The organism is Streptomyces sp. NPDC039480, assembly GCF_055597165.1.
The window spans coordinates 174723-195400 of record NZ_JBVITX010000016.1 but is presented as its reverse complement, the minus strand read 5'-3'; the positions used below and the strand labels follow the sequence as shown (position 1 = coordinate 195400).

At 71.8% G+C, this 20678-nt stretch carries 16 protein-coding genes; 4 read left to right on the top strand and 12 right to left on the bottom strand.

Annotated features, from left to right (window positions below; all coding sequences use genetic code 11):
- Nucleotides 1–222 (top strand): hypothetical protein (locus tag ACZ56E_RS37130; protein ID WP_471221238.1); only part of this gene is annotated, 222 nt, incomplete at its 5' end.
- A 93-nt stretch (nucleotides 223–315) separates the two neighbouring features.
- Here the strand turns inward: ACZ56E_RS37130 and ACZ56E_RS37125 are convergent.
- On the bottom strand, nucleotides 316–1323 hold the full coding sequence (locus ACZ56E_RS37125) for a stage II sporulation protein M (RefSeq protein WP_471221236.1): 1008 nt from the start codon (nucleotides 1321–1323) through the stop codon (nucleotides 316–318).
- 99 nt (nucleotides 1324–1422) lie between these two features.
- On the opposite strand from ACZ56E_RS37125, the gene ACZ56E_RS37120 reads away from it, so the two are divergent.
- Nucleotides 1423–2376, top strand: a complete 954-nt coding sequence (locus ACZ56E_RS37120) for an RDD family protein (protein WP_471221234.1) — start codon at nucleotides 1423–1425, stop codon at nucleotides 2374–2376.
- A gap of 6 nt (nucleotides 2377–2382) precedes the next feature.
- On the opposite strand, the gene ACZ56E_RS37115 is transcribed toward ACZ56E_RS37120, so the two are convergent.
- Nucleotides 2383–2997 (bottom strand): hypothetical protein, encoded by a 615-nt coding sequence (locus ACZ56E_RS37115; protein ID WP_471221232.1) that lies wholly within the window; start codon nucleotides 2995–2997, stop codon nucleotides 2383–2385.
- Between the two features lie 101 nt (nucleotides 2998–3098).
- On the bottom strand, nucleotides 3099–4553 hold the full coding sequence (gene ahcY / locus ACZ56E_RS37110) for an adenosylhomocysteinase (protein WP_471221230.1): 1455 nt from the start codon (nucleotides 4551–4553) through the stop codon (nucleotides 3099–3101).
- Between the two features lie 357 nt (nucleotides 4554–4910).
- Here ahcY and ACZ56E_RS37105 point away from each other — a divergent pair, with 357 nt between their 5' ends.
- The gene (locus ACZ56E_RS37105) at nucleotides 4911–6977 is read left to right on the top strand and encodes a fructose-specific PTS transporter subunit EIIC (RefSeq protein ID WP_471221228.1); all 2067 of its coding nucleotides are present in this window, start codon (nucleotides 4911–4913) and stop codon (nucleotides 6975–6977) included.
- An 89-nt stretch (nucleotides 6978–7066) separates the two neighbouring features.
- On the opposite strand, the gene ACZ56E_RS37100 is transcribed toward ACZ56E_RS37105, so the two are convergent.
- From ACZ56E_RS37100 to ACZ56E_RS37070, 7 genes are all read right to left on the bottom strand, one after another.
- Nucleotides 7067–8026 carry a cation diffusion facilitator family transporter gene (locus ACZ56E_RS37100; RefSeq protein ID WP_468613287.1) on the bottom strand — a complete coding sequence of 320 codons (960 nt, stop codon included), beginning with the start codon at nucleotides 8024–8026 and terminating at the stop codon, nucleotides 7067–7069.
- 108 nt (nucleotides 8027–8134) lie between these two features.
- On the bottom strand, nucleotides 8135–9286 hold the full coding sequence (manA, locus tag ACZ56E_RS37095) for a mannose-6-phosphate isomerase, class I (RefSeq protein ID WP_471221226.1): 1152 nt from the start codon (nucleotides 9284–9286) through the stop codon (nucleotides 8135–8137).
- Between the two features lie 89 nt (nucleotides 9287–9375).
- Nucleotides 9376–10572, bottom strand: coding sequence for an SIS domain-containing protein (locus ACZ56E_RS37090; protein ID WP_471221224.1), 1197 nt, complete (start codon nucleotides 10570–10572; stop codon nucleotides 9376–9378).
- Nucleotides 10573–10641: 69 nt separating this feature from the next.
- Nucleotides 10642–10818, bottom strand: coding sequence for a Trm112 family protein (locus ACZ56E_RS37085; RefSeq protein WP_362997443.1), 177 nt, complete (start codon nucleotides 10816–10818; stop codon nucleotides 10642–10644).
- A 172-nt stretch (nucleotides 10819–10990) separates the two neighbouring features.
- A complete protein-coding gene (locus ACZ56E_RS37080) occupies nucleotides 10991–12355 on the bottom strand; it encodes a phosphomannomutase/phosphoglucomutase (RefSeq protein WP_471221223.1) in 1365 nt (454 codons plus the stop codon).
- 112 nt (nucleotides 12356–12467) lie between these two features.
- Entirely contained in the window at nucleotides 12468–14084 is a 1617-nt protein-coding gene (locus ACZ56E_RS37075) for an L-lactate permease (RefSeq protein ID WP_471221221.1), read from the bottom strand.
- A 119-nt stretch (nucleotides 14085–14203) separates the two neighbouring features.
- On the bottom strand, nucleotides 14204–14626 hold the full coding sequence (locus tag ACZ56E_RS37070) for a DUF3499 domain-containing protein (RefSeq protein WP_398303703.1): 423 nt from the start codon (nucleotides 14624–14626) through the stop codon (nucleotides 14204–14206).
- A 283-nt stretch (nucleotides 14627–14909) separates the two neighbouring features.
- Here ACZ56E_RS37070 and ACZ56E_RS37065 point away from each other — a divergent pair, with 283 nt between their 5' ends.
- Nucleotides 14910–15362: a metallopeptidase family protein gene (locus tag ACZ56E_RS37065; protein ID WP_468613278.1), complete on the top strand. Its 453-nt coding sequence runs from the start codon at nucleotides 14910–14912 to the stop codon at nucleotides 15360–15362.
- Nucleotides 15363–15374: 12 nt separating this feature from the next.
- Here the strand turns inward: ACZ56E_RS37065 and ACZ56E_RS37060 are convergent, their stop codons facing one another.
- Complete coding sequence (locus ACZ56E_RS37060; protein ID WP_471221219.1) at nucleotides 15375–16865, bottom strand: DUF5719 family protein; 1491 nt, start codon at nucleotides 16863–16865, stop codon at nucleotides 15375–15377.
- Nucleotides 16862–20638 (bottom strand): glycosyltransferase, encoded by a 3777-nt coding sequence (locus ACZ56E_RS37055; RefSeq protein ID WP_471221217.1) that lies wholly within the window; start codon nucleotides 20636–20638, stop codon nucleotides 16862–16864. Before ACZ56E_RS37055 ends, ACZ56E_RS37060 begins: the two co-directional genes overlap by 4 nt.
- Nucleotides 20639–20678 lie beyond the last annotated feature (40 nt).

The following is a 20678-nucleotide window of genomic DNA, read 5'->3' as shown; positions in this document are numbered from 1 at the left end:
CTATCAGACTCTTTCGTGTCCGATTTCCTCGGTGCCTTTCCGGTTCCCGCTCCGGCCTTTCGGCTTTCGCGTTTCCCTTTCCGGCGGTTCCGACTTTATCAGAAGTTCTTGGCCGGTCTTACCGGCTTCGGATTCCGAATCATCGGGGGTGGCTTCTCGATCAATGAAATTCAAGAAGCAGGGAAGACTTTAACTGTCGCCGCCGGACTTGTCCAGCTCTAGGCAACTGTTCGAATCTACCTCCCCGGTCCTGCCGTGTCAACGGTTTTTCCGGGGCGATGAGGAGACTAGCAGGTCAGCCGGGACGTACGCACATCACGCTGCGAGGGGGACCGAGGCGCTGCGTTCGTCCTGGTCCAGGTCCCCCGTCTCCCCTGCTCGGGCCGCCCTGCCGCCCAGCACATAGACGTACGCGAGGAATGCCAGCTCGGCGCCGATTCCGATGGTGATGCGGGCCCAGGTCGGGAGGCCCGACGGGGTGACGAAGCCTTCGATGGCGCCGGAGACGAAGAGGACCAGGGCCAGGCCGATGGCCATGCCGAGGGCTGCGCGGCCCTCCTCGGCCAGGGCGGTGCGACGGGTACGGGGGCCTGGGTCGATGACGGTCCAGCCCAGGCGCAGGCCTGTACCGGCGGCTACGAAGACTGCCGTCAGTTCGAGGAGGCCGTGCGGCAGGACGAGGCCGAGGAAGGTCTCGAGGCGGCCGGCCGAGGACATCAGGCCGATGCCCACACCGAGGTTGAGCATGTTCTGAAAGAGGATCCAGATGACGGGGAAGCAGAGGAAGGCGCCCAGGACCAGGCACATCGCGGCCGCCTGGGCGTTGTTCGTCCAGACCTGGGCGGCGAAGGAGGTGGCGGGGTGACTGGAGTAGTACGTCTCGTACTGGCCGCCTGGGCGGGTCATCTCCCGGAGCTCACTGGGGGCGGCGATCGAGGACTGGACCTCGGGATGAGTGCCGATCCACCCTCCGATCACCGCTGCCAGGACCGTGGAGAGCAGGGCGGTGGGTATCCACCAGCGGCGGGATCGGTAGACCGCTGCCGGGAAACCGTGTGTCAGGAAGCGCGTCACGTCTCTCCAGGAGGCGCGGCGTGTGCCGGTCACGGCGCTACGCGCGCGTGCCACCAGATGGGTGAGGCGTCCCGTCAGCTGCGGGTCGGGTGCCGTGGACTGGATCAGGGAGAGGTGGGTGGCGGCGCGTTGGTAGAGGGTGACCAGCTCGTCGGCCTCGGCTCCGGTGAGGCGGCGCTGGCGGCGCAGCAGGGCTTCCAGTCGGTCCCACTCGGCTCGGTGGGACGACACGAAGACATCGAGGTCCATCGGTTGACTGCTCCTCGTAGCTCCTCGTACTGCGGCGCGTGATTCATCAGCTTGGCAGACTGGCCAGTCCTACGGCAGTGCAGGGAGAGGGGTGGCGGCGTGAGTGAGCTGGTGACGGGCGAGGCGGTGGCGCTGGAGCTGCGGCCCGCGAAGCTGCCCAGTCGGGCGCTTGCCGTGCTGATCGACCTGGTCGTGGCATGGGCGGTCTATCTGGGCGTGACCATCGGGATCGTCGCCTCGACCTCCTCCTTGGACGATGCTGCGGCTGCCGCGGTCGCGGTGGCCAGCTTCGTACTGATCCTGGTCGGTGGGCCCATCGCGGTGGAGACGCTCAGCCATGGGCGGTCGCTCGGGAAGCTGGCGTGCGGGTTGCGCGTGGTGCGGGACGACGGGGGGCCCATTCGGTTCCGGCATGCACTGGTGCGGGGGGCCATCGGGGTCGTCGAGATCCTGCTGACGTTCGGGGTCGTCGCGTGCATTGCGTCGCTCGTGTCGGCGCGGGGGCGGCGGCTCGGGGATGTGTTCGCGGGGACGCTGGTCGTGCGGGAGCGGGTGCCCGCGGGGCGTACGGCGTTCGTTCCCCCGCCGCCGCCCTGGCTGGTGGGGCAGTTCTCCGGGCTGGATCTCTCCGGGGTGCCCGAGGGGCTGTGGCTCGCCATTCGGCAGTACCTGACGCGGATGCAGCAGCTTGATCCGCAGGTGGGCTGGGCCATGGCGGAGCGGCTCGCCGGGGATCTGGCGGAGAGGACCGGCGCTCCGGCACCGCACGGGGTGCCGCCTGCCGCGTACTTGGCGGCCGTGGTGCACGAGCGGCAGACGCGGGATGCGCGACGGGCGGCTGGTGGGGTGAGTGGCCCTGGTGGTGTGGCGGGTTCTGCGGATGTGGGTGGCGCTGGCCACGTCGCCGGGGACGGTGGCTATCCGTCCGCTTCTGCCCCGCCTCCCGTTGATCCGGCTCCGGCTCCTGCTCCTGCTCCTGCTCCTGCTCCTGCTCCTGACGACCAGGGGTCGGAGGCGTCTCGTCCGGTTACCGGGTTCCAGCCGCCTGCCTGACCGGTCTCAGGCGAAGACCGACGGTGGGGTTTCGAGGTGCTCCAGCTCGATGCCGGGGGCCGCCAGCACGACGTCGCCGGTGATGTGGACGGCGTGCTGTTCGCCGGTGTCCAGGGCTGTGACCTGGTATTCGTCCACGATCAGCGGGCCGTTGTCAGTGGCGTGTGCTTCGCTTTTCAGCAAGGTCCAGGACTGGTCGAGGGTGCGGGGGGCCAGGACCGGATCGGTGAAGGCGACCAGGCGGATGCGGGTCGCGGGGGAAGCGGGGGTCAGGCGCAGGAGCCGGGCCGTCGCGACGAGGAAGGCGGGGGATGTGCCGGTGAAGGCATGTGCGGGGGCGTTGTCTTCGGTGGCGTTGGCGCCGGTGGGGTCGGTGCGGACCCAGGTGACGCCGTTGAGGGCGCCGGCGCGGACCTGCCAGTCGCCCGCGTGGAGTTCCAGACGGATGGGGCGGCCGCGGTCGTCGAGTGCGAGGTCGACGGAGCCGGCGGGGGTGCCCGAGGGGGTGGTCCGTTGGGAGACATAGCGCCAGCCGGAGGGGCCGGGCGCGCAGTGGAAGTGTTCTTCGCCGAGGGAGGTGTGATCGTGCGGATCGTGGAGCGAATAGCGGCCGCGGGGCATGGGGTGGGTCCTGGTCCTCGGTCGGGTCTCTCAAAGGGGCAGGCCCCCGCCGCGGGGGCGAGGGCCTGCTGAAGTGGGGCTGACCGGCGGCCGGTCGGCTGTCAGTAGCGGTAGTGGTCGGGCTTGAAGGGCCCCTGTACGTCGACGCCGATGTAGGCGGCCTGCTCCGGGCGCAGCGTGGTGAGTTTGACGCCCAGGGCGTCGAGGTGGAGGCGGGCGACCTTTTCGTCCAGGTGCTTGGGCAGGACGTAGACGTCGGTGGGGTACTGCTCGGGCTTGGTGAACAGCTCGATCTGGGCCAGGGTCTGGTCGGCGAAGGAGTTGGACATCACGAAGGAGGGGTGGCCGGTGGCGTTGCCCAGGTTGAGCAGGCGGCCCTCGGACAGCACGATCAGTACCTTGCCCTCGGGGAAGGTCCAGGTGTGCACCTGCGGCTTGACCTCGTCCTTGACGATGCCCGGGATCGCGGCCAGGCCGGCCATGTCGATCTCGTTGTCGAAGTGGCCGATGTTGCCCACGATCGCCTGGTGCTTCATCCGGGCCATGTCGGCGGCCATGATGATGTCCTTGTTGCCGGTCGTGGTCACGAAGATGTCGGCCGTCTCCACGACCTCGTCCAGCGTGGTCACCTGGTAGCCGTCCATCGCCGCCTGCAGCGCGCAGATCGGGTCGATCTCCGTGATGATCACGCGGGCGCCCTGGCCGCGCAGCGACTCCGCACAGCCCTTGCCCACATCGCCATACCCGCACACGACGGCGGTCTTGCCGCCGATCAGGACGTCGGTGGCGCGGTTGATGCCGTCGATCAGCGAGTGCCGGCAGCCGTACTTGTTGTCGAACTTCGACTTGGTCACCGCGTCGTTCACATTGATCGCCGGGAACAGCAGCTGGCCCTCGCGGTGCATCTCATACAGGCGGTGCACACCGGTGGTGGTCTCCTCGGTCACCCCGCGGATCTCCGAGGCCAGCCGCGTCCACTTCTGCGAACCCTCACTGATGGTGCGGTTGAGGACCTGCAGGATCACCCGGTGCTCGTCGTTCTCCGCCGTGTCGACCGACGGGACCTTGCCGGCCTTCTCATACTCCACACCCTTGTGGACCAGGAGGGTGGCGTCGCCGCCGTCGTCCAGGATCATGTTCGGGCCGCCGGTGGGCGTGTTCGGCCAGGTCAGCGCCTGCTCCGTGCACCACCAGTACTCCTCCAGGCTCTCGCCCTTCCAGGCGAAGACCGGCACACCCCGCGGATCCTCCGGCGTGCCCTCGGGGCCGACGGCGATGGCCGCGGCGGCGTGGTCCTGGGTGGAGAAAATGTTGCACGAGACCCAGCGCACCTGCGCGCCCAATGCCACCAGGGTCTCGATGAGGACGGCGGTCTGCACCGTCATGTGCAGGGAACCCATGATGCGGGCCCCGGCCAGCGGCTGCGAGGCCGCGAACTCCTTGCGGATCGCCATCAGACCGGGCATCTCGTGCTCGGCCAGCGTGATCTCCTTACGGCCGAAAGCCGCCAGGGAGAGGTCGGCGACCTTGAAGTCCTTGCCGTTGATGAGAGTCATGAGTGAGCTGCTCCTCGTGAATGGGTCGAGGGTGGACATGGCTGACCTGCGGCACCGGGCACAGGGTGCACCGACGCGCGCAGCGCAGTCCGTCGGAGGCCCTCTCTCCCTCGGACAGTCCGTGCGCGGACCGCCCGACCGCCATCAGCAGCGACGTCTGGCTCGGTCACCAAGCTACACCGATCGGCCCAGCAAGCCCCAGCCCGCCTTCGCGTACCCGATGTTCGGCGGATAGACCGTCAGAGGCGGACGTTATGGGACCTTTGCGCCTTTGATCCTGCGGTTATGTGTTGCAGGATGCCTTGAGATCGGGAACATATGCGCGATCTTGTGCGGCAAAGGCGTTAGGAGATCCACGTGACCAGTCCGGCCGATCCCCCCATGGGCGGGGGCACCAGCGGGCAGCGGAGGCTGAAGCTGCTCGCCGTCACCGCCTGTCCGACCGGTATCGCCCACACGTACATGGCGGCGGAGAAGCTCTCGCAGGCCGCGGAGAGCCTCGGCGTCGACATGAAGGTGGAGACGCAGGGCTCCATCGGCGCCGAGAACGTTCTTTCTGACAACGATGTCAGAGACGCCGACGGCATCATCATCGCAGCCGACAAGGATGTGGACCGCAGCCGGTTCGCCGGAAAGCGCGTGCTGTCCGTCGGGGTGTCCGAGGGCATCAGCCACCCCGAGCGGCTGATCGAGCAGGTGCAGACCGCTCCTGTGCACGGCGGAGGCGGCGGTGCGGCGGAGGCTCCCGCCGGGGGCGGTGGCGGCGGCCGGGAGCGGAGCGTCGCGTACAAGGCGCTGATGAACGGCGTCTCGTACATGATTCCGTTCGTCGTGGTCGGTGGTCTGCTGATCGCCATCTCGCTGGCGCTCGGCGGCGACGCCACGACCAAGGGTTATGTGATCCCGGAAGGGACCTTCTGGGCGCACGTGAACGCCATCGGGGTCATCGGCTTCACATTGATGGTGCCGATCCTGTCGGGGTACATCGCGTACGCGATCGGGGACCGGCCCGCGCTGGTGCCGGGCATGATCGGCGGGTGGATCGCCAACACCGGTGAGCTGTACGACTCCAAGGCGGGCGCGGGCTTCATCGGGGCCATCGTCACCGGTTTCCTGGCCGGTTATCTGGTGCTGTGGATCAAGAAGGCCAAGGTCCCGAAGTTCGTCCAGCCGATCATGCCGATCATCGTGATCCCGATCGTCGCGACCACCGCGCTCGGACTGTTCTTCATCTACGTCATCGGCAAGCCGATCTCCTGGGTGTTCGAGCATCTGACGAGCTGGCTGAGCGGGATGACGGGCACCAGCGCGATCCTGCTCGGGGCGATCCTCGGCCTGATGATCGCGTTCGACATGGGCGGTCCTGTGAACAAGACCGCGTTCCTCTTCGGTACGGGGCTCATCGCGACCGGCAACCAGACCGTGATGGGCATGTGCGCCGCGGCCATCCCCGTGATGCCGCTCGGTCAGGGTCTCGCCACGCTGCTCCGCCGCAAGCTGTACTCGGAGCAGGAGCGCGAGACCGGGATGGCGTCGCTCTTCATGGGCTTCTTCGGGATTTCCGAGGGCGCCATTCCGTTCGCCGCCGCCCGGCCCGCGCAGGTCATCCCCGCCAACATGCTGGGCGGCGCCGTCGCCGGTGCGATCGCCGGCATGGCGAGCGTGAAGGACGCGGTGCCGCACGGCGGACCGATCGTGGCGGTGCTTGGCGCGGTGGGCGGCGTACCCATGTTCTTCGTGGCCATCGCCATCGGTGCGGTCGTCACGGCGCTCACGACCGTGACACTGGTCGACCTCAGCGAGCGGAAGCGGCGCGGGGCTCCCCTGGTCGAGGTGCCGGGCGGGCCCGAGCCGGTGCTCGCCGGGGCCCCGCGGAAGGCGCCGTCCGCCCCCGTCGCCGCCTCTCCCGAAACCGAACACCCGGAGCCGAAGCCGGAGCCGGAGCCGGAGCCCACTCAGCCGGCCGACGACGTTCTCTCCGGGTACCTCACCCGGCAGACCGTCAAGGTCCGGCTCCACGCGGGCGACAAGGAGGCCGCCATCCGCGAGATGGCCGCGCTGCTCGCCGCCACCGGCAAGGTCAACGACGTCGACGAGCTCGTGCGGACCGCGCTGCGGCGCGAGGAGCAGGGCACCACCGGGCTCGGCGAGGAGATCGCCATCCCGCACGCCAAGACCGACGCCGTGGACGCCCCGGTCGTCGGGTTCGCGCGCTCGTCGGAGGGCATCGAGTGGGGCTCGCTCGACGGTACGAAGGCCAAGCTGATCTTCATGATCTCCGTACCGGAGGCGGCCGCCGGGGACGAGCACCTGCGGATTCTCGCCCTGTTGTCGCGGAAGCTGATGGACACGGGCTTCCGGGAGCGGCTGGAGGCGGCGCCCGACGACGCGGCGATCCTCGACGTACTCCGTGAGGTCCGGTAGCGGTCGGCGGTCAGGAGCTTCTCGGATACGCGGACGGGGCCCCGCACCACACCCGGTGCGGGGCCCCGTCTGCGTACGGACAAGAAGGCTCAGTGGCCGCCGGGCGCCTTCGCCGGGTTCTCGCCCGCGGCGGCCGCCGATTCGTTGTAGATGTCCGGTTCGAGGTAGATCACCCGGGCGATCGGGACCGCGGCGCGGATGCGCTCCTCCGCGGCGTTGATCGCGGCGGCGACCTCGGTGGCCGTGTCGTCGTGCTGGACGGCGACCTTGGCGGCGACGAGCAGCTCCTCGGGGCCGAGGTGCAGCGTGCGCATGTGGATGACCTTGGTGACCGTGTCGCCGTCGACCAGGGCCTTCTCGATCTTGCCGACCTCTTCCATGCCCGCGGCCTCACCGAGCAGCAGGGACTTGGTCTCCGCGGCGAGGATGATCGCGATGGCGATGAGCAGGACACCGATGCAGAGCGTGCCGATGCCGTCCCAGACGCCGTCGCCGGTGGCCAGCGCGAGGCTGACGCCGACGAGGGCGAGGATGAGGCCGACGAGCGCGCCGAGGTCCTCCAGGAGGACGACGGGCAGCTCCGGGGCCTTGGCGCGGCGGACGAACTGCGTCCAGGTGAGCTTGCCACGCGTCAGGTTGGACTCCTTGATGGCCGTCCGGAAGGAGAAGCTCTCCGCGATGATCGCGAAGACCAGGACGCCGACGGGCCAGTACCAGTGCTCGATCTCGTGCGGGTGCTTGATCTTCTCGTAGCCCTCGTAGATCGCGAACATGCCGCCGACCGAGAAGAGGACGATGGAGACGAGGAAGGCGTAGATGTACCGCTCGCGGCCGTAGCCGAAGGGGTGTTGTGGGGTTGCCTCGCGCTGCGCCTTCTTGCCGCCGAGGAGCAGGAGTCCCTGGTTGCCGGAGTCGGCGAGGGAGTGGACGCTCTCGGCGAGCATCGAGGACGAGCCACTGAAGATGAACGCGACGAACTTCGCCACCGCGATCGCGAGGTTCGCGGCCAGTGCCGCGACAATCGCCTTTGTTCCGCCTGACGCGCTCATGAGTGCGGGGTTCCCCTTCGCCTTCGTACGTATCGACCACGCTGTCGGCGGTGCTTTGCCCGCCCTTTGCGGTGGGTCATTGTTGCAGCACGGGAGGGCTCCGGTGTGTCAGGCCACCACGGTGGCTCGGAAAACGGTGCCGGGACCGGACACTTCGGCCTTTTCGCCTGCGGGGACGAATGCGGACTGACCGGGCGTCAGGGTCAGTTCGCCCGCGCGGACCGTGCCCGCCGTGCAGAGCAGGATCTGCGGTGTGGCGGCGGTGAGGTCGTGCGGGGCGGCGCCTTCGGGCAGCACGAAGCGGGAGAGGCGGAACTCGTCGATCGGGGTTTCGTAGATCTCTTCGCCGGTCTCGGAGGCCTCGGGGCGCAGGACGCCGGGGTCGGTGGCGTCGAAGCGGACGATGCGCAGCAGTTCGGGTACGTCGACGTGCTTGGGGGTCAGGCCGCAGCGCAGGACGTTGTCGCTGTTGGCCATGATCTCGACGCCGAGGCCGTCGAGGTAGGCGTGCGGGACGCCGGCGCCGAGGAACAGGGCCTCGCCGGGCTGCAGTCGGACGTGGTTGAGGAGCATGGCCGCGATGACGCCCGGGTCGCCGGGGTAGTGGTGGGCGATGCCCGCGTACGGCTCGTACACCCCGCCGAGGCGCTGGGCGGCGGCCGTGACCTCGGTGACCGTCTCGGCCATCTCCTCGGGGTCGGCGCTCAGCACGGCCGTCAGGACCTCGCGCAGGGCGGCCTCTTCGGGCTGGGCGCGCAGCAGGTCGACGTACGGCTTGAGGCTGTCGACCTCCAGGGCTTCCAGGAGGGCCGCGGTCTCGGCGGGGACGCGGAAGCCGCACAGGCCGTCGAAGGGGGTGAGGGCGCAGATCAGTTCGGGCTTGTGGTTGGCGTCCTTGTAGTTGCGGTGCGGCGCGTCGACCGGGACGCCGCGGCGCTCCTCGTCCGCGTACCCCTCCTTCGCCTGCGCGAGGTCGGGGTGGACCTGGAGGGAGAGGGGGGCGCCCGCGGCGAGGATCTTGAGCAGGAAGGGCAGGCGGGGGCCGAACTTGGCGGCTGTGGCCGTGCCGAGCTCGCGCTCCGGGGCCGCGTCGATGACCTCGTTCAGCGCGCCGCGCTCGGTGCGCGAGGGCGCGCCCGGGTGGGCGCCCATCCACATCTCGGCCTGCGGCTCGCCGCTCGGCTCGGCGCCGGTGAGCTCCGCGATGGCGGTGGTGGAACCCCAGGCGTAGGGGCGGATGGTGTTGGTGAGGCGGTCCACGGAGGGGCTCTCCCTTACTGGGTACTACTACTGCGTACGCGAATGCTGGACTCCGGCAGCGGTGACCAGCGCGGTGACCGGTGCCGTGGTCATGATCCGGCCCCCGAGGCGAGCGCCAGGTAAACGGCGGCGAAATCCGTGACGGCGATCAGCTCGGCGAGCGCTTCCAGTTCGTCGCCGTCCTCCGGTTCGAGCTCGCTGAGCGCGACGTCGTGGCCGTGTGCCAGTTCGCGGGCGGCGGGGGCCGCGGTGAGGCCTCCGGCGTCCACAGGACGGTCGCGGAGCAGCACCACGCGCGCGCGGAGGGCCGCCGGGTCGTCGACGCGGTCGCGGAAGAAGTCGTCGGTGTCGTCGCCGCCGGTCGGGCTGCCGGCGAGGACGGCGCCGTGCGCGGGCAGCGCCTCGGGCAGTTCGGCGGCGAGCGCGGCGTGCCCGGCCTGCTCGGCGAGGGTGGCGGCGAAGCGGCGTCCCGCGGCTCCCGCGGACTGGCCCTCGGTCCAGATCAGCGGCAGGGAGTCGGCCAGCTCGGCGGCGAGCGTCTTGGCGGGGTTGCTGTACGTGGAGATGGCGGGGCCGCAGCGCTCCGCGACGCGGTCGAGGCGGTCGGCGACCTTCTGCAGGGTGTCGGCGGGGGCGGCGACCAGGCCGGTGCGGTCGAGGAGCACGAGGAGCGGCACGAGCAGGGCCCACAGGGTGCAGGGGGTGCCGGGCGCGGCCTCGTCCTCGACGCGGCGTGCCTCGTACGAAGCGGAGCGGGTGGTGTCGTCGTGCGGGCCCTCGTAGGCGCCGTAGGGCGAGGTGGCCATGGGGACGGTGAGGCCGTGGCTGCCCTCGACGCTCTCGGCGAGCGGGGTGCGCGCGGGGGCGACGGCGACGACCGTGCAGCCGCGGCGGTAGGCCTGGTCGGCGAGGAGGGAGAGGCCCGGCTCGGTGCCGTCCGGGGTGGCGATGAGGAGCAGGTCGACGGGGCCGACCCAGCCGGGCAGTGTCCAGCGCAGGGCGCCCGCGGCGGGGGCGACTCCGCTCGGCGCCAGCCGGATGACGGGGCAGCCGGTGCCCACGAGGCCGTCGAGGATGTCGGCGACGCAGGTGGCGGCCGTGCCGGGACCTGCGATGAGGACGGCGCGGGGCCGGCCGTCGGGCTTGAGCTCCGTGAGCCCCGCCTCCGCGGCGTGCCGGGCCGCGGTGCGGACGCGGGCGCCCGCTTCCGCAGCGCCGCGCAGCAGTCCGCGGCGGTCGGCGCGGGCGAGCGCCTCGGGGTCGTCGAGCAGCGACTCGTCGAGCATGGGGTCAGGTCTCCGATCGCCGTGCGCGGCTTCCTGCAGGTGGCCCGGGGGTGCGCCGGGCGGGTGCCGCTATGCGGGGCGGCGTGCCTCGTCGACGAGGAGTACGGGGATGCCGTCGCGGAGCGGGTAGGCGAGGCCGCACTCCTTGGCGTCCGCCGTGCAGATCAGCTCGGTGTCCGTCTCCTTGAGGGGGGCGTGACAGGCCGGGCAGGCGAGGATCTCCAGGAGGCCGGCTTCGAGCGGCATGGGGTGGGTCCCTTCGAGCGGATGCGGTGGGGTGTGCGCTGTGCTGGCGCACAGGATGCGGCCTGGTCAGCCTACCTCCGTGCGGGGCGGCGCGTGGGGGTGCGGGAAGGTCGCGGCCGGGCTGCCGCGGCCGTCCCGCTCTCTGTGCACGACCGCCCCCCAGTGGCGGGTGTCAGCCGCGGATGATGGCGAGGGCCTCGTCGCGCACCTTGGCCATGGTCGCCTCGTCGCGCGCCTCGACGTTCAGGCGAAGGAGGGGTTCCGTGTTCGACGCGCGTACGTTGAACCACCAGTCGGCGGCGGTCACGGTGAGGCCGTCCAGCTCGTCGAGGGTGATGCCGTCCTTCCCGTCGTACGCCGTCTTGATCGCGGCGAGGCGGGCGGTCTGGTCGTCGACCGTGGAGTTGATCTCTCCGGAGCCTGCGTAGCGGTCGTACTGGGCGACGAGGGCGGAGAGCGGGCCTTCCTGGCCGCCGAGGGCCGCGAGGACGTGGAGCGCGGCGAGCATGCCCGTGTCCGCGTTCCAGAAGTCCTTGAAGTAGTAGTGCGCGGAGTGCTCGCCGCCGAAGATCGCGCCGGTCCGCGCCATCTCGGCCTTGATGAAGGAGTGGCCCACGCGCGTGCGCACGGGCGTGCCGCCGTTCTCCTTCACGACCTCCGGGACCGACCAGGAGGTGATGAGGTTGTGGATGACGGTGCCCTTGCCGCCGTGCTTGCCGAGCTCGCGGGAGGCGACCAGGGCGGTGATGGCCGACGGGGAGACCGGGGCGCCGTTCTCGTCGACGACGAAGCAGCGGTCCGCGTCGCCGTCGAAGGCGATTCCGAGGTCGGCGCCCTCTTCGCGGACCCGCTTCTGGAGGTCCACGATGTTGGCCGGGTCGAGGGGGTTGGCCTCGTGGTTGGGGAAGGTGCCGTCGAGCTCGAAGTACATCGGCACGAGCTCGAGGGGCAGGCCGTCGAAGACGGTGGGGACCGTGTGCCCGCCCATGCCGTTGCCCGCGTCGACGACGACCTTGAGGGGGCGGATGGCGGTCAGGTCGACGAGGCCGCGGAGGTGGGCGGCGTAGTCGGTGAGGGTGTCGCGCTCGGTGAGGGTGCCGGGGGCCGCGGCGCTCTCGGGGGCGCCGGACTCGCTCCAGCGCTCCACGAGGGCGCGGATGTCGGCGAGGCCAGTGTCCTGGCCGACGGGGGCGGCGCCCGCGCGGCACATCTTGATGCCGTTGTACTGGGCGGGGTTGTGCGAGGCGGTGAACATCGCGCCCGGCAGGTCCAGCGCGCCCGACGCGTAGTACAGCTGGTCCGTCGAGCACAGGCCGATCTGTGTCACGTCCACGCCGAGGGCGGCGGCGCCCCGCGCGAAGGCGCGCGAGAGGCCGGGCGACGAGGGGCGCATGTCGTGCCCGACCACGATCGCGTCCGCCTCCGTGACCTGTGCGAACGCCGCCCCGAACAGCTCGGCGAGCGACTCGTCCCACTGGTCCGGGACCACCCCGCGGACGTCGTACGCCTTCACGATCTGGGACAGATCAGCAGTCACGGCCAACCCTCTCTGCAGGTTCTGCGAGTTCAGCGAGTACGGAGAGCCCTCCGCGGTCACCCCAAAAGTACCCGCTGTGACCGACAGCAGGCCGCGTCTGTGGAGAGCGCGCTCACGGCAGCATCCAGCCGAGCACCGCCGTGCTCTGTCCGACGACGATCAGGCACATGACGAGGAGCAGTCCGAGGCTCCAGGGCAGCACCTTGCGCAGCAGGTCGCCCTCCTTGCCCGCGAGTCCGACGGCGGCGCACGCGATCGTCAGGTTCTGCGGGGAGATCATCTTGCCGAGGACGCCGCCGGAGCTGTTGGCGGCCGCGAGGAGTTCCGGTGACAGGCCGGACTGCTGAGCGGCCGTCACCTGGAGGGCGCCGAAGAGGGCGTTGGCCGAGGTGTCGGAGCCGGTCACCGCGACGCCGAACCAGCCGAGCACCGGTGACAGGAAGGCGAGTCCGGCGCCGGCGGCGGCTACGTAGTGCCCGATCGTGGCGGCCTGGCCGGAGAGGTTCATGACGTAGGCGAGCGCCAGCACGGACGTCACGGTGAGGATCGCGAAGCGCAGTTCGTGGACGGTGGCGGCCCATTCGCGCACCGCCACGCGCGCGTGGACCCCGATGACCGCCGCGGTGCCCACCCCGGCGAGCAGCACGAGTGTGCCGCCGGTCGCGACGAGCGGCAGCGAGAAGACGTTGCCGCCGACGGGGTCCCCCGAGGGGTCGCCGACGTTCAGGAAGGGCCAGTCGAAGGTGCGGGTCGCCTTCGCGAGGAGGTCCTTGACGGGCGGGATCTGGGCGATGGAGAAGACGGCGACGATCAGGGCGTACGGGGCGTAGGCGCGCAGCACTTCGGGGCGCGGGTCGTCGTGGTCGAGGTCTTCGCTGCGGGTACCGGTGAGGACCGCGGCGCGGACGGGCTCGGGGGCCGGCCTGCGCGCCTGCGGGACCGCCATCAGCGCGCCCGCGCCCGCCAGCGCGGCGCCGATGTCGGCGAGTTGCGCCGAGACGTAGTTGGACGCGGCGAACTGCGCGACGGCGAAGGCGAGTCCGCAGGCGAGGGCGGGCACCCAGGTCTCGCGCAGGCCGCGCCGCCCGTCGACGAGCCACACGAGGAGCAGCGGCACGACGAGGGCGAGCAGGGGCGTCTGGCGGCCGACGACCGTGGCGACGGTGTCCAGTGGCAGGCCCGTCACCTGGGCCAGCGTCAGCACGGGGGTGCCCATGGCGCCGAAGGCGACGGGCGCGGTGTTGGCGACGAGGGCGACGACCGCGGCGCGCACCGGGTCGAAGCCGAGGGCGACGAGCATGACCGCGCTGATCGCGACCGGCGCCCCGAACCCGGCGAGCGCCTCCAGGAGCGCTCCGAAGCAGAAGGCGACGACGAGGGCCTGGATGCGGGGGTCGTCGGAGAGCCTGCCGAAGGAGCGGCGCAGGATGTCGAAGTGCCGGGTGCGGACCGTCATGCGGTACACCCACAGGGCGTTGACGACGATCCACAGGATGGGGAAGAGCCCGAAGAGTGCCCCTTGCGCGGCGCTGGAGGCGGTCTGGCCGAGCGGCATGCCGTACACGAGCCACGCGACCAGGACGGCGACGGCAAGACCGATGAGCCCTGCCCGGTGCGCTTTCATGCGGACGGCGCCGAGGAGGACGAGGACGGTCAGGAGGGGCAGGGTCGCGACGAGTGCGGACAGGCCGAGCGAGTCGGCCACGGGCTCCAGTTGCTGCACGAACACGGAACGCCTCCCGGCTGTGGGGTGGCGAAATCGTCAGTGCCTCGGTGAACGGACGTCAACGTGCCGGACGGCGAAGATCCAGTGAAGGGTGCGTCCGTGGAGCGTCGGTCAGGAGCCGGTCAGGAGTCCGGTGAGCGGAGCACCCTGAGGTGGCCGCGGCGTGCGACCTCCATGGGGTCCGCCCGGCGGGCGCCGCCGCCGGCCTCGGCCGCGCGCTCCTGCGGGCGGGCCGCCTCGCGCACGGCGTTGGCGAGCGCTTCGAGGTCGTCGCCGGAGGGGCGGGCCGGACCCGAGGCGTCGGCGAGCCGGACGACGTCCCAGCCGCGGGGTGCGGTGAGGCGCTCGGAGTGCTCGGCGCACAGGTCGTAGCAGTGGGGTTCGGCGTAGGTGGCGAGGGGGCCGAGGACCGCGGTCGAGTCGGCGTAGACGTACGTCAGCGTCGCGACGGCGGAACGGCCGCAAGCGGTGCGCGAACAGCGACGTACAGGGCTCACGATGTTGGACGGTACCGCACTCTTGAGCGGGCCGCGACGACTCTCCATGAGGTCACTCCACCGTGTCGTGTCCGGGCCCGTGCGTCGGCGCAGTGCACGCGCACGTCGTTGACCTGCGTGGACGCCAGTGACCACAGGGGCGCATGGTGTTGAATCCGGTCACCACATGGCGCGGATCACGTCATTTGGCGCGAGATCGACGGTCCAGGAGAGATACGGAATTGAGTCCAACCGCGGCCGGAACGGTCAGGAACCGACATGTCGCGCCCCACATGGAACATGTCGTGCCCCCCATGGAAAGGGCGATCTCGGGGACTACGCTTCGTCAGTGATGGACGACCCCGTACAGCCCCGCTCCGCAGACCCGAGGCCGCGCCGCCGCGACCGCCACGGCAGGGGCATGCGCGGACCCGTGGCGCCGCCTCAGGTTCCGCTGTCCGCCAGCCGCGGCGAGGCCTTCACCGATCTCGTGCAGGACTCCGTGGAGCGGCTGGAGCGGCGCTGGCCGCAGCTCACGGAGATCGAGTTCATGGTGCTCGAGGTGCCGCCCCTGGGCCGGGCCGGCGTCGAGTGGCAGGACGAGGTGGTGCCCTTGGGCGGCTCGATCACGGCGTCCGAGGGGCGGCCCGCCCGCGTCGTCATCTACCGCCGCCCCGTGGAGATCCGCACCAAGGGACGCGACGAGCGCGCGCACCTCGTGCACGAAGTGGTCGTCGAGCAGGTCGCGGAGTTGCTCGGCATGTCCCCGGAGTCGGTCGACCCGCGCTACGGGGACGAGGACTGAGCCGACCGCCCGTCACTTCTGAAGCACCGCCAGGTCCCGCTCGGCCCTCGGCACGGCCACCGTCCCCCGGTCGTCGGGCAGCGTCTGAACGGTGAACATCGGAAGGCCGTCCGTCGGCTGTGACAGCGTCCGCGCCGCGTGGACCGCGCCGCCGGACACCGGCTCCACCGTGAGTGCGTAGGCACCCTTCAGGCCGTCGGGCCTCGGCGGGTCCGCGATCTCCAGGGTCGTGCCGCCCTTGACCGTGTACGTCTTCGTCACCGGGGAGCCGCCCTCGGTCCCGGCCGACGCGGTGACCTTCACCTTCGCCGACTTCTCCGGCGCGACCAGCGAGAGCGTGGAGCCCTTGGCGCGGTTGCCCGCGGCCGTCGCGCGCGTGCCCACCTCTGCCGTCGCCGGGATGAACGCCGTCTCCTGTTTGCTGCCCTTGCCGCGGGTCACCCGCAGCGCCGCCACCACGGGGACCGGCGTGTCCGTCGGCGACAGGAGCAGCGAGCCGGCCTCGCCCTTGGTGACGTCGCCGAGGTCGACGGCGGCCGTCATGCCGGACTTCACGTGCAGGTTCTCGTTCCCGGCCGGGGTGAGCGTGCCGTTCGGGGAGGCCAGCTGGACCTTCAGGTCCGCGTCCCGCGCCCCGGGGGCGTAGGCGACCAGGCGCACCGAGGTGGCGTCCTTCGGGATGCCGGGCAGGACGAGGCGGTCCGCCGGGTCGGTGGACGCGGGCAGCCAGTCGCCGCCCAGCTTCTCGTCGGAGGACTGCACGGCGGCCGCGACCCGGCCGCTGCGGGCGATCACGTGCATGGTGAGGTTCGGATACGCCTTGTCGGCGAGCGTGGAGAGCAGCACCGGGACGCTGGAGTGCGGCTGGACCTGGATCGAGTCGCCGACCGCGGACGTGACCTCGCCGTCCGGGCCGAACAGCTCGACGTCGATCACGGCGGCGGAGTCGTCCGGGTTCGTCAGGTGGATGTAGTCGCCGCGGTCCTTGGCGGTGCTCGTGCCGGGGAACCAGAAGTCGGTGTCGGGCGCCGTGCAGTTGGTGCCGTGCATGCCGCGGCCGCTGCCCGCCGCGTACGTCGTGGTCTGCTGCACGGTCCAGCCGGGGGCGAGCCCGCCGTCGGCCGTGCCGATGAGGGCGGGCGCCTCGGCGCCCGACTCCTCGCCCGCGACCGGCTCGCCCGGCGCCTTCTGGGTGAGGAAGGGCTTGGCCTTCCTGTCGTTCTGCTTGGCCGCGTCGGTCAATGCCTTGCTCACGGGCAGCAGTTCCGCCTTGCCCGTGGCCTCGGCGCCGCTCGCCTTCGGCGTGAAGGCGGTGTACGAGGTCTCGGCGAGGTCGGAGAGGCTGGGCACCGGGCAGAGCAGGCTGGTGCGCTCGACGGGGAGCCGTGCGGCGGCCTTCGCCCCGGCGTCGTCCGTGCCGTCCGTCCCGCCGAACGCGGCGAACCCGGTGACGGCGCCGAGCGCGACGACCACGGCGATGAGGGACTGGGTGGTGCGGTTCACTGCTGGCTCCCGTCGGGGCGCTCACTGTCGGTGCCGCGGGGTGGGGTGCCGTGCGGCGGCTGCGGGGGCGGGGGCGGCATCGGGGGCTGCCCCTGGTCGTACGAAGTGTCGTACGGCGGGTCGTACGAGGTGTCATAAGACTGCCCGTACTGCTGGTCGTCCGGCTGCCCGTACTGCTGCTCGCCCGACTGGCCGTACTGCTGCTCGCCTCCGTAGACACCGCCCGCGCCTCCGTAGGACGCGTACGGATCGTACTGGCCGCCCTGGTAGGCGTCCGCCTGGTACGCCGGCTGCTCGTACGCCCCGGCCGGGTACTGCCCGTTCTGGTACGCACCGCCCTGGTACTGACCGCCGTACGTGCCCTGTTCGGCGCCCGTGGAGGCGGGGGTCTCCCACTCCTCGTGGGCCGGCGGCTGCTGGTGCGGGACGGCGGCGAAAGCCTCCTCCGAAGGAGGAGGCGGTACGTCCTGGCCCGCCTCCTGTGCGGCCAGCTCGCTCTGGGCCCGCAGCCTGCGCGCCCTGCGGCCCTCGCCCTCGACGGCCTGGGCCGGGACGACGGGCTCTTCGGGGAGGTCGTCGTCGACGTCGCGGCGGCGGCCCGGCAGGGCGAGGACCACGAGGACGACGGCGAGCGCGCCCTGCGCCCACAGCCAGGCCGTGTGGGTCAGCGGGGCGTCGAAGGTGACGTCCAGGTGGCCGCCCGCGGTGGGCAGTTCGAAGCCCTGGGCCCAGCCGTCGACGGTGGTGCGGGGCAGCGGGTGGCCGTCGAGGGTCGCCGTCCAGCCCGGGTCGGCGGAGTCGGCGAGGCGCAGGACGCGGCCCGCGTCGCCGGACTCGATCTTCGTGTGGAGCTCGACGGGGCCGGCGGCGACGGGCTCCGGGTCGCCGGTCTTGTGGAGGACGGCGGCGCGTGCCACCTGCCGGTCCACGCGCCACAGGGCGCTGCCGTCCTCCTGGCTGAGCCGGGTGAGGCCCGGGGTGGCGTCCAGGGTGCGGCTCATCTGGCGGGGCGCCCCGTCGCGTACGAGGACGTACCGCACGGCGAAGCCGCCGAGCTGGTCGGCCTGGTCGGCGCCGGAGCCCGCGATCAGCCGGGCGACGATCTTGTCGAGCCGCTCGTCGTCGGGGGCCGCCGCGGCGAGTTCCGCGTCACCGAGCCGGGCACCCGAGCCCCGTACCAGCGTGTAGGAGACCTCGGCGGCGGAGTCGCTGCCGAGGACGAGGGTGCGGGCCTGGTCCTCGGTGCCGCTCTCCTCCGCGACGAACGCGGGCACCTGCACCGGATCGCGCCGCTCCAGAGGGCCGTCGGCGCCGCCGATCATCCAGCCGGCGGCGACGAGCAGCGGCCCGGCGGCCGCGGCGAACGCGATGAGCGCGGCCACCGGCTGGCGCCAGCCGAAGCTCTGTTCGGCGACACGCGCGCGTGCCCCGTCGGCGCCGAGCGCGGCGGCGGCCAGGAGCGCGATGCCGTAGCCCAGGGTGGCCGGGCCTGCCCACGCCGAGCCGTTCGACAGGACGGCGAAGACGAGGGAGACCAGGGCGGCGGTCCAGGCGGTGCGGACCGCGAGCTGCCGCTCGGCGCGCAGCAGGGCGCCGAGCGCGGCGAGGACGATGCCGATGAGCAGCAGGCCGTGCACGGTGCCGGGGCCGCCGGGGCTGGCGCCGAGCAGGTCGAGTGCGGTGGCGGAACCGGTGCCGAACTCCAGGCCCGCTTCCTGGAAGAAGCCGAAGGGCAGCAGCGAGAGGGACCAGGGCGCGAGGACGAGCAGCGGGGTGCCGAGCGCGGCGAGGAAGCGCAGTCCGTACGCCGTGATGTCGCGGCGGCGCACCACGAGGAGGGCGAGGCCGAGCACCAGGGCGATCGGCCAGACGATCGGCGTGAAGGCCGTGGCGAGGGTGAGGAGCAGGGTGTACGCCCAGGTGGCGCGCCAGGTGCCGCGGGTGCCCCGCGGGGTGGCGAGGCCGCTCGCCGCGATGCCCGCGCGCGCGATGAGCGGCAGCAGGACGGCGAGGACGGCGGTGCCGACGCGGCCGCCCGCGAGGGCGCCGGTGGCGGCGGGCAGGAAGGCGTACGCGATGGACGCCCACGCGCGGAGCAGCCGCGAGGTGACGAGCGGGCGCGAGGCGAAGTACGCGGCGAAGCCGGCCAAGGGGACGGAGCCGACGAGCAGCACGGTGACCGCGAGCCCGGTGGAGCCGAAGAGGAGGGAGGAGAGGCTCGCGACGAGTGCCACGTACGGCGGGGCGCCGTGGGTGCCGCCGGTGCCGACGGGGTGCCAGGCGTCCGTGTAACGCGCCCAGAGGTCCGCGGAGTCGGCGGGTGCGGGCAGCAGCGCGCCGCCCGCGAGCGCACCGGTGCCGAGCAGGGCGCGGCAGGCGATGAGCGATGCGAAAAGCAGTACTACGAAGAGGACGGGTCCCGGTTTGCGGGCGACGCGCTTGAGGCGGGCGAACTGCTCGACCTCCAGGAAGTCGGCGTCGTCGCCGCCGGGTCCGGACTCGACGACTCCGTGCCGTCCCGCGCCGGCCGGGGTGTCGGCTTCGGTGCGGCCGATGAGGCTGCCCGCAGCCTGTTCGACGGTGGCCCGGACGGTGGCGCCGGGCGGTGGGAAGAGGGGCCGCAGCTCGCCGGCGTCGGGCAGTGGCTTGCCGCGCTGCTTGCGGGCGCCGAGGATCCGGCCGGGCCGCAGCAGTGTGGCGAGGAGGCCGGCGACTTCGTCGAGGGCCTGGCCCGGGGCCTTGCCGATGAGGTAGGCGAAGGTGCGCACGAGGGTGCCGACGACGATGCGGAAGAGCACCCAGGGCAGCACGGCCGAGCGGGCGTTGACCAGCAGGGTGTAGGTGGCGCCCGCCTTGTCCACGCGGTGCGGCGAGGTCGCGGTGCGGCCGACGCAGTCGACGGTGCGGCGCTCGCGGGAGGAGGCCTCGGCGTGCCGGACGACGGCGTCGGGGGCGACGAGGACGCGGTGGCCGGCGGCGTGCGCGCGCCAGCACAGGTCGACGTCGTCGCGCATGAGCGGCAGGCGGCGGTCGAAGCCGCCGAGCTGTTCGTAGACATCGCGGCGGATCAGCATGCCCGCGGTGGACACGGAGAGCACGGGCCGCACGTGGTCGTGCTGGCCCTGGTCCTGCTCGCGGCGGTCGAGGCCGGTCCAGCGGCGGCCGCTGTTGGCGATGGAGACGCCGACTTCGAGGAGCTGCCTGCGGTCGTACCACCCGCGGAGCTTGGGGCCGACGACGGCGACTTCCTTGCCGAGCTCCTGTTCGTTCTCCACGACGCGGAGCAGTTCGGCGAGGGCTTCGGGCTCGGGCGCACAGTCGTCGTGCAGCAGCCAGAGCCACTGCACGGGCTCGCCGTGCGGCAGGTCGGGCATGTCGTACGCGTCGTCGCGCCAGCTGCGGCTCACCGGGTCCCAGCCGCTGGGGCGCTTCAGATAGGGCAGCTCTTCGGGAGTGAGCACGGCGGCGGTGCGGACGGCCTCGTCGACGGCGGTGCCGAAGCCGGAGCGGCGGGCCAGGTGCAGCACGCGGTCGGCGCCGAGGGCCTCGGTGACCAGCTGGGCGGAGTCGTCCGCGCTGCCGGTGTCGGCGGCCACGGCGCCCTGGACGGGCCGCTCCTGGCCGAGGAGCCCCGCCAGGGCGTCGGGCAGCCAGCGGGCGCCGTCGTGGGAGATGAGGACGGCGGTCACGACATGCCGCGGGAACTCGGGCGGGCGGGTCGGGTCGAACCCGGTGGCAGCGTCGTGGGCTGCCGGATGGCTGTGCACGGACATCGAGGTACGGGCCCCGGTTCGCTGGACTGCGGTGGACGCC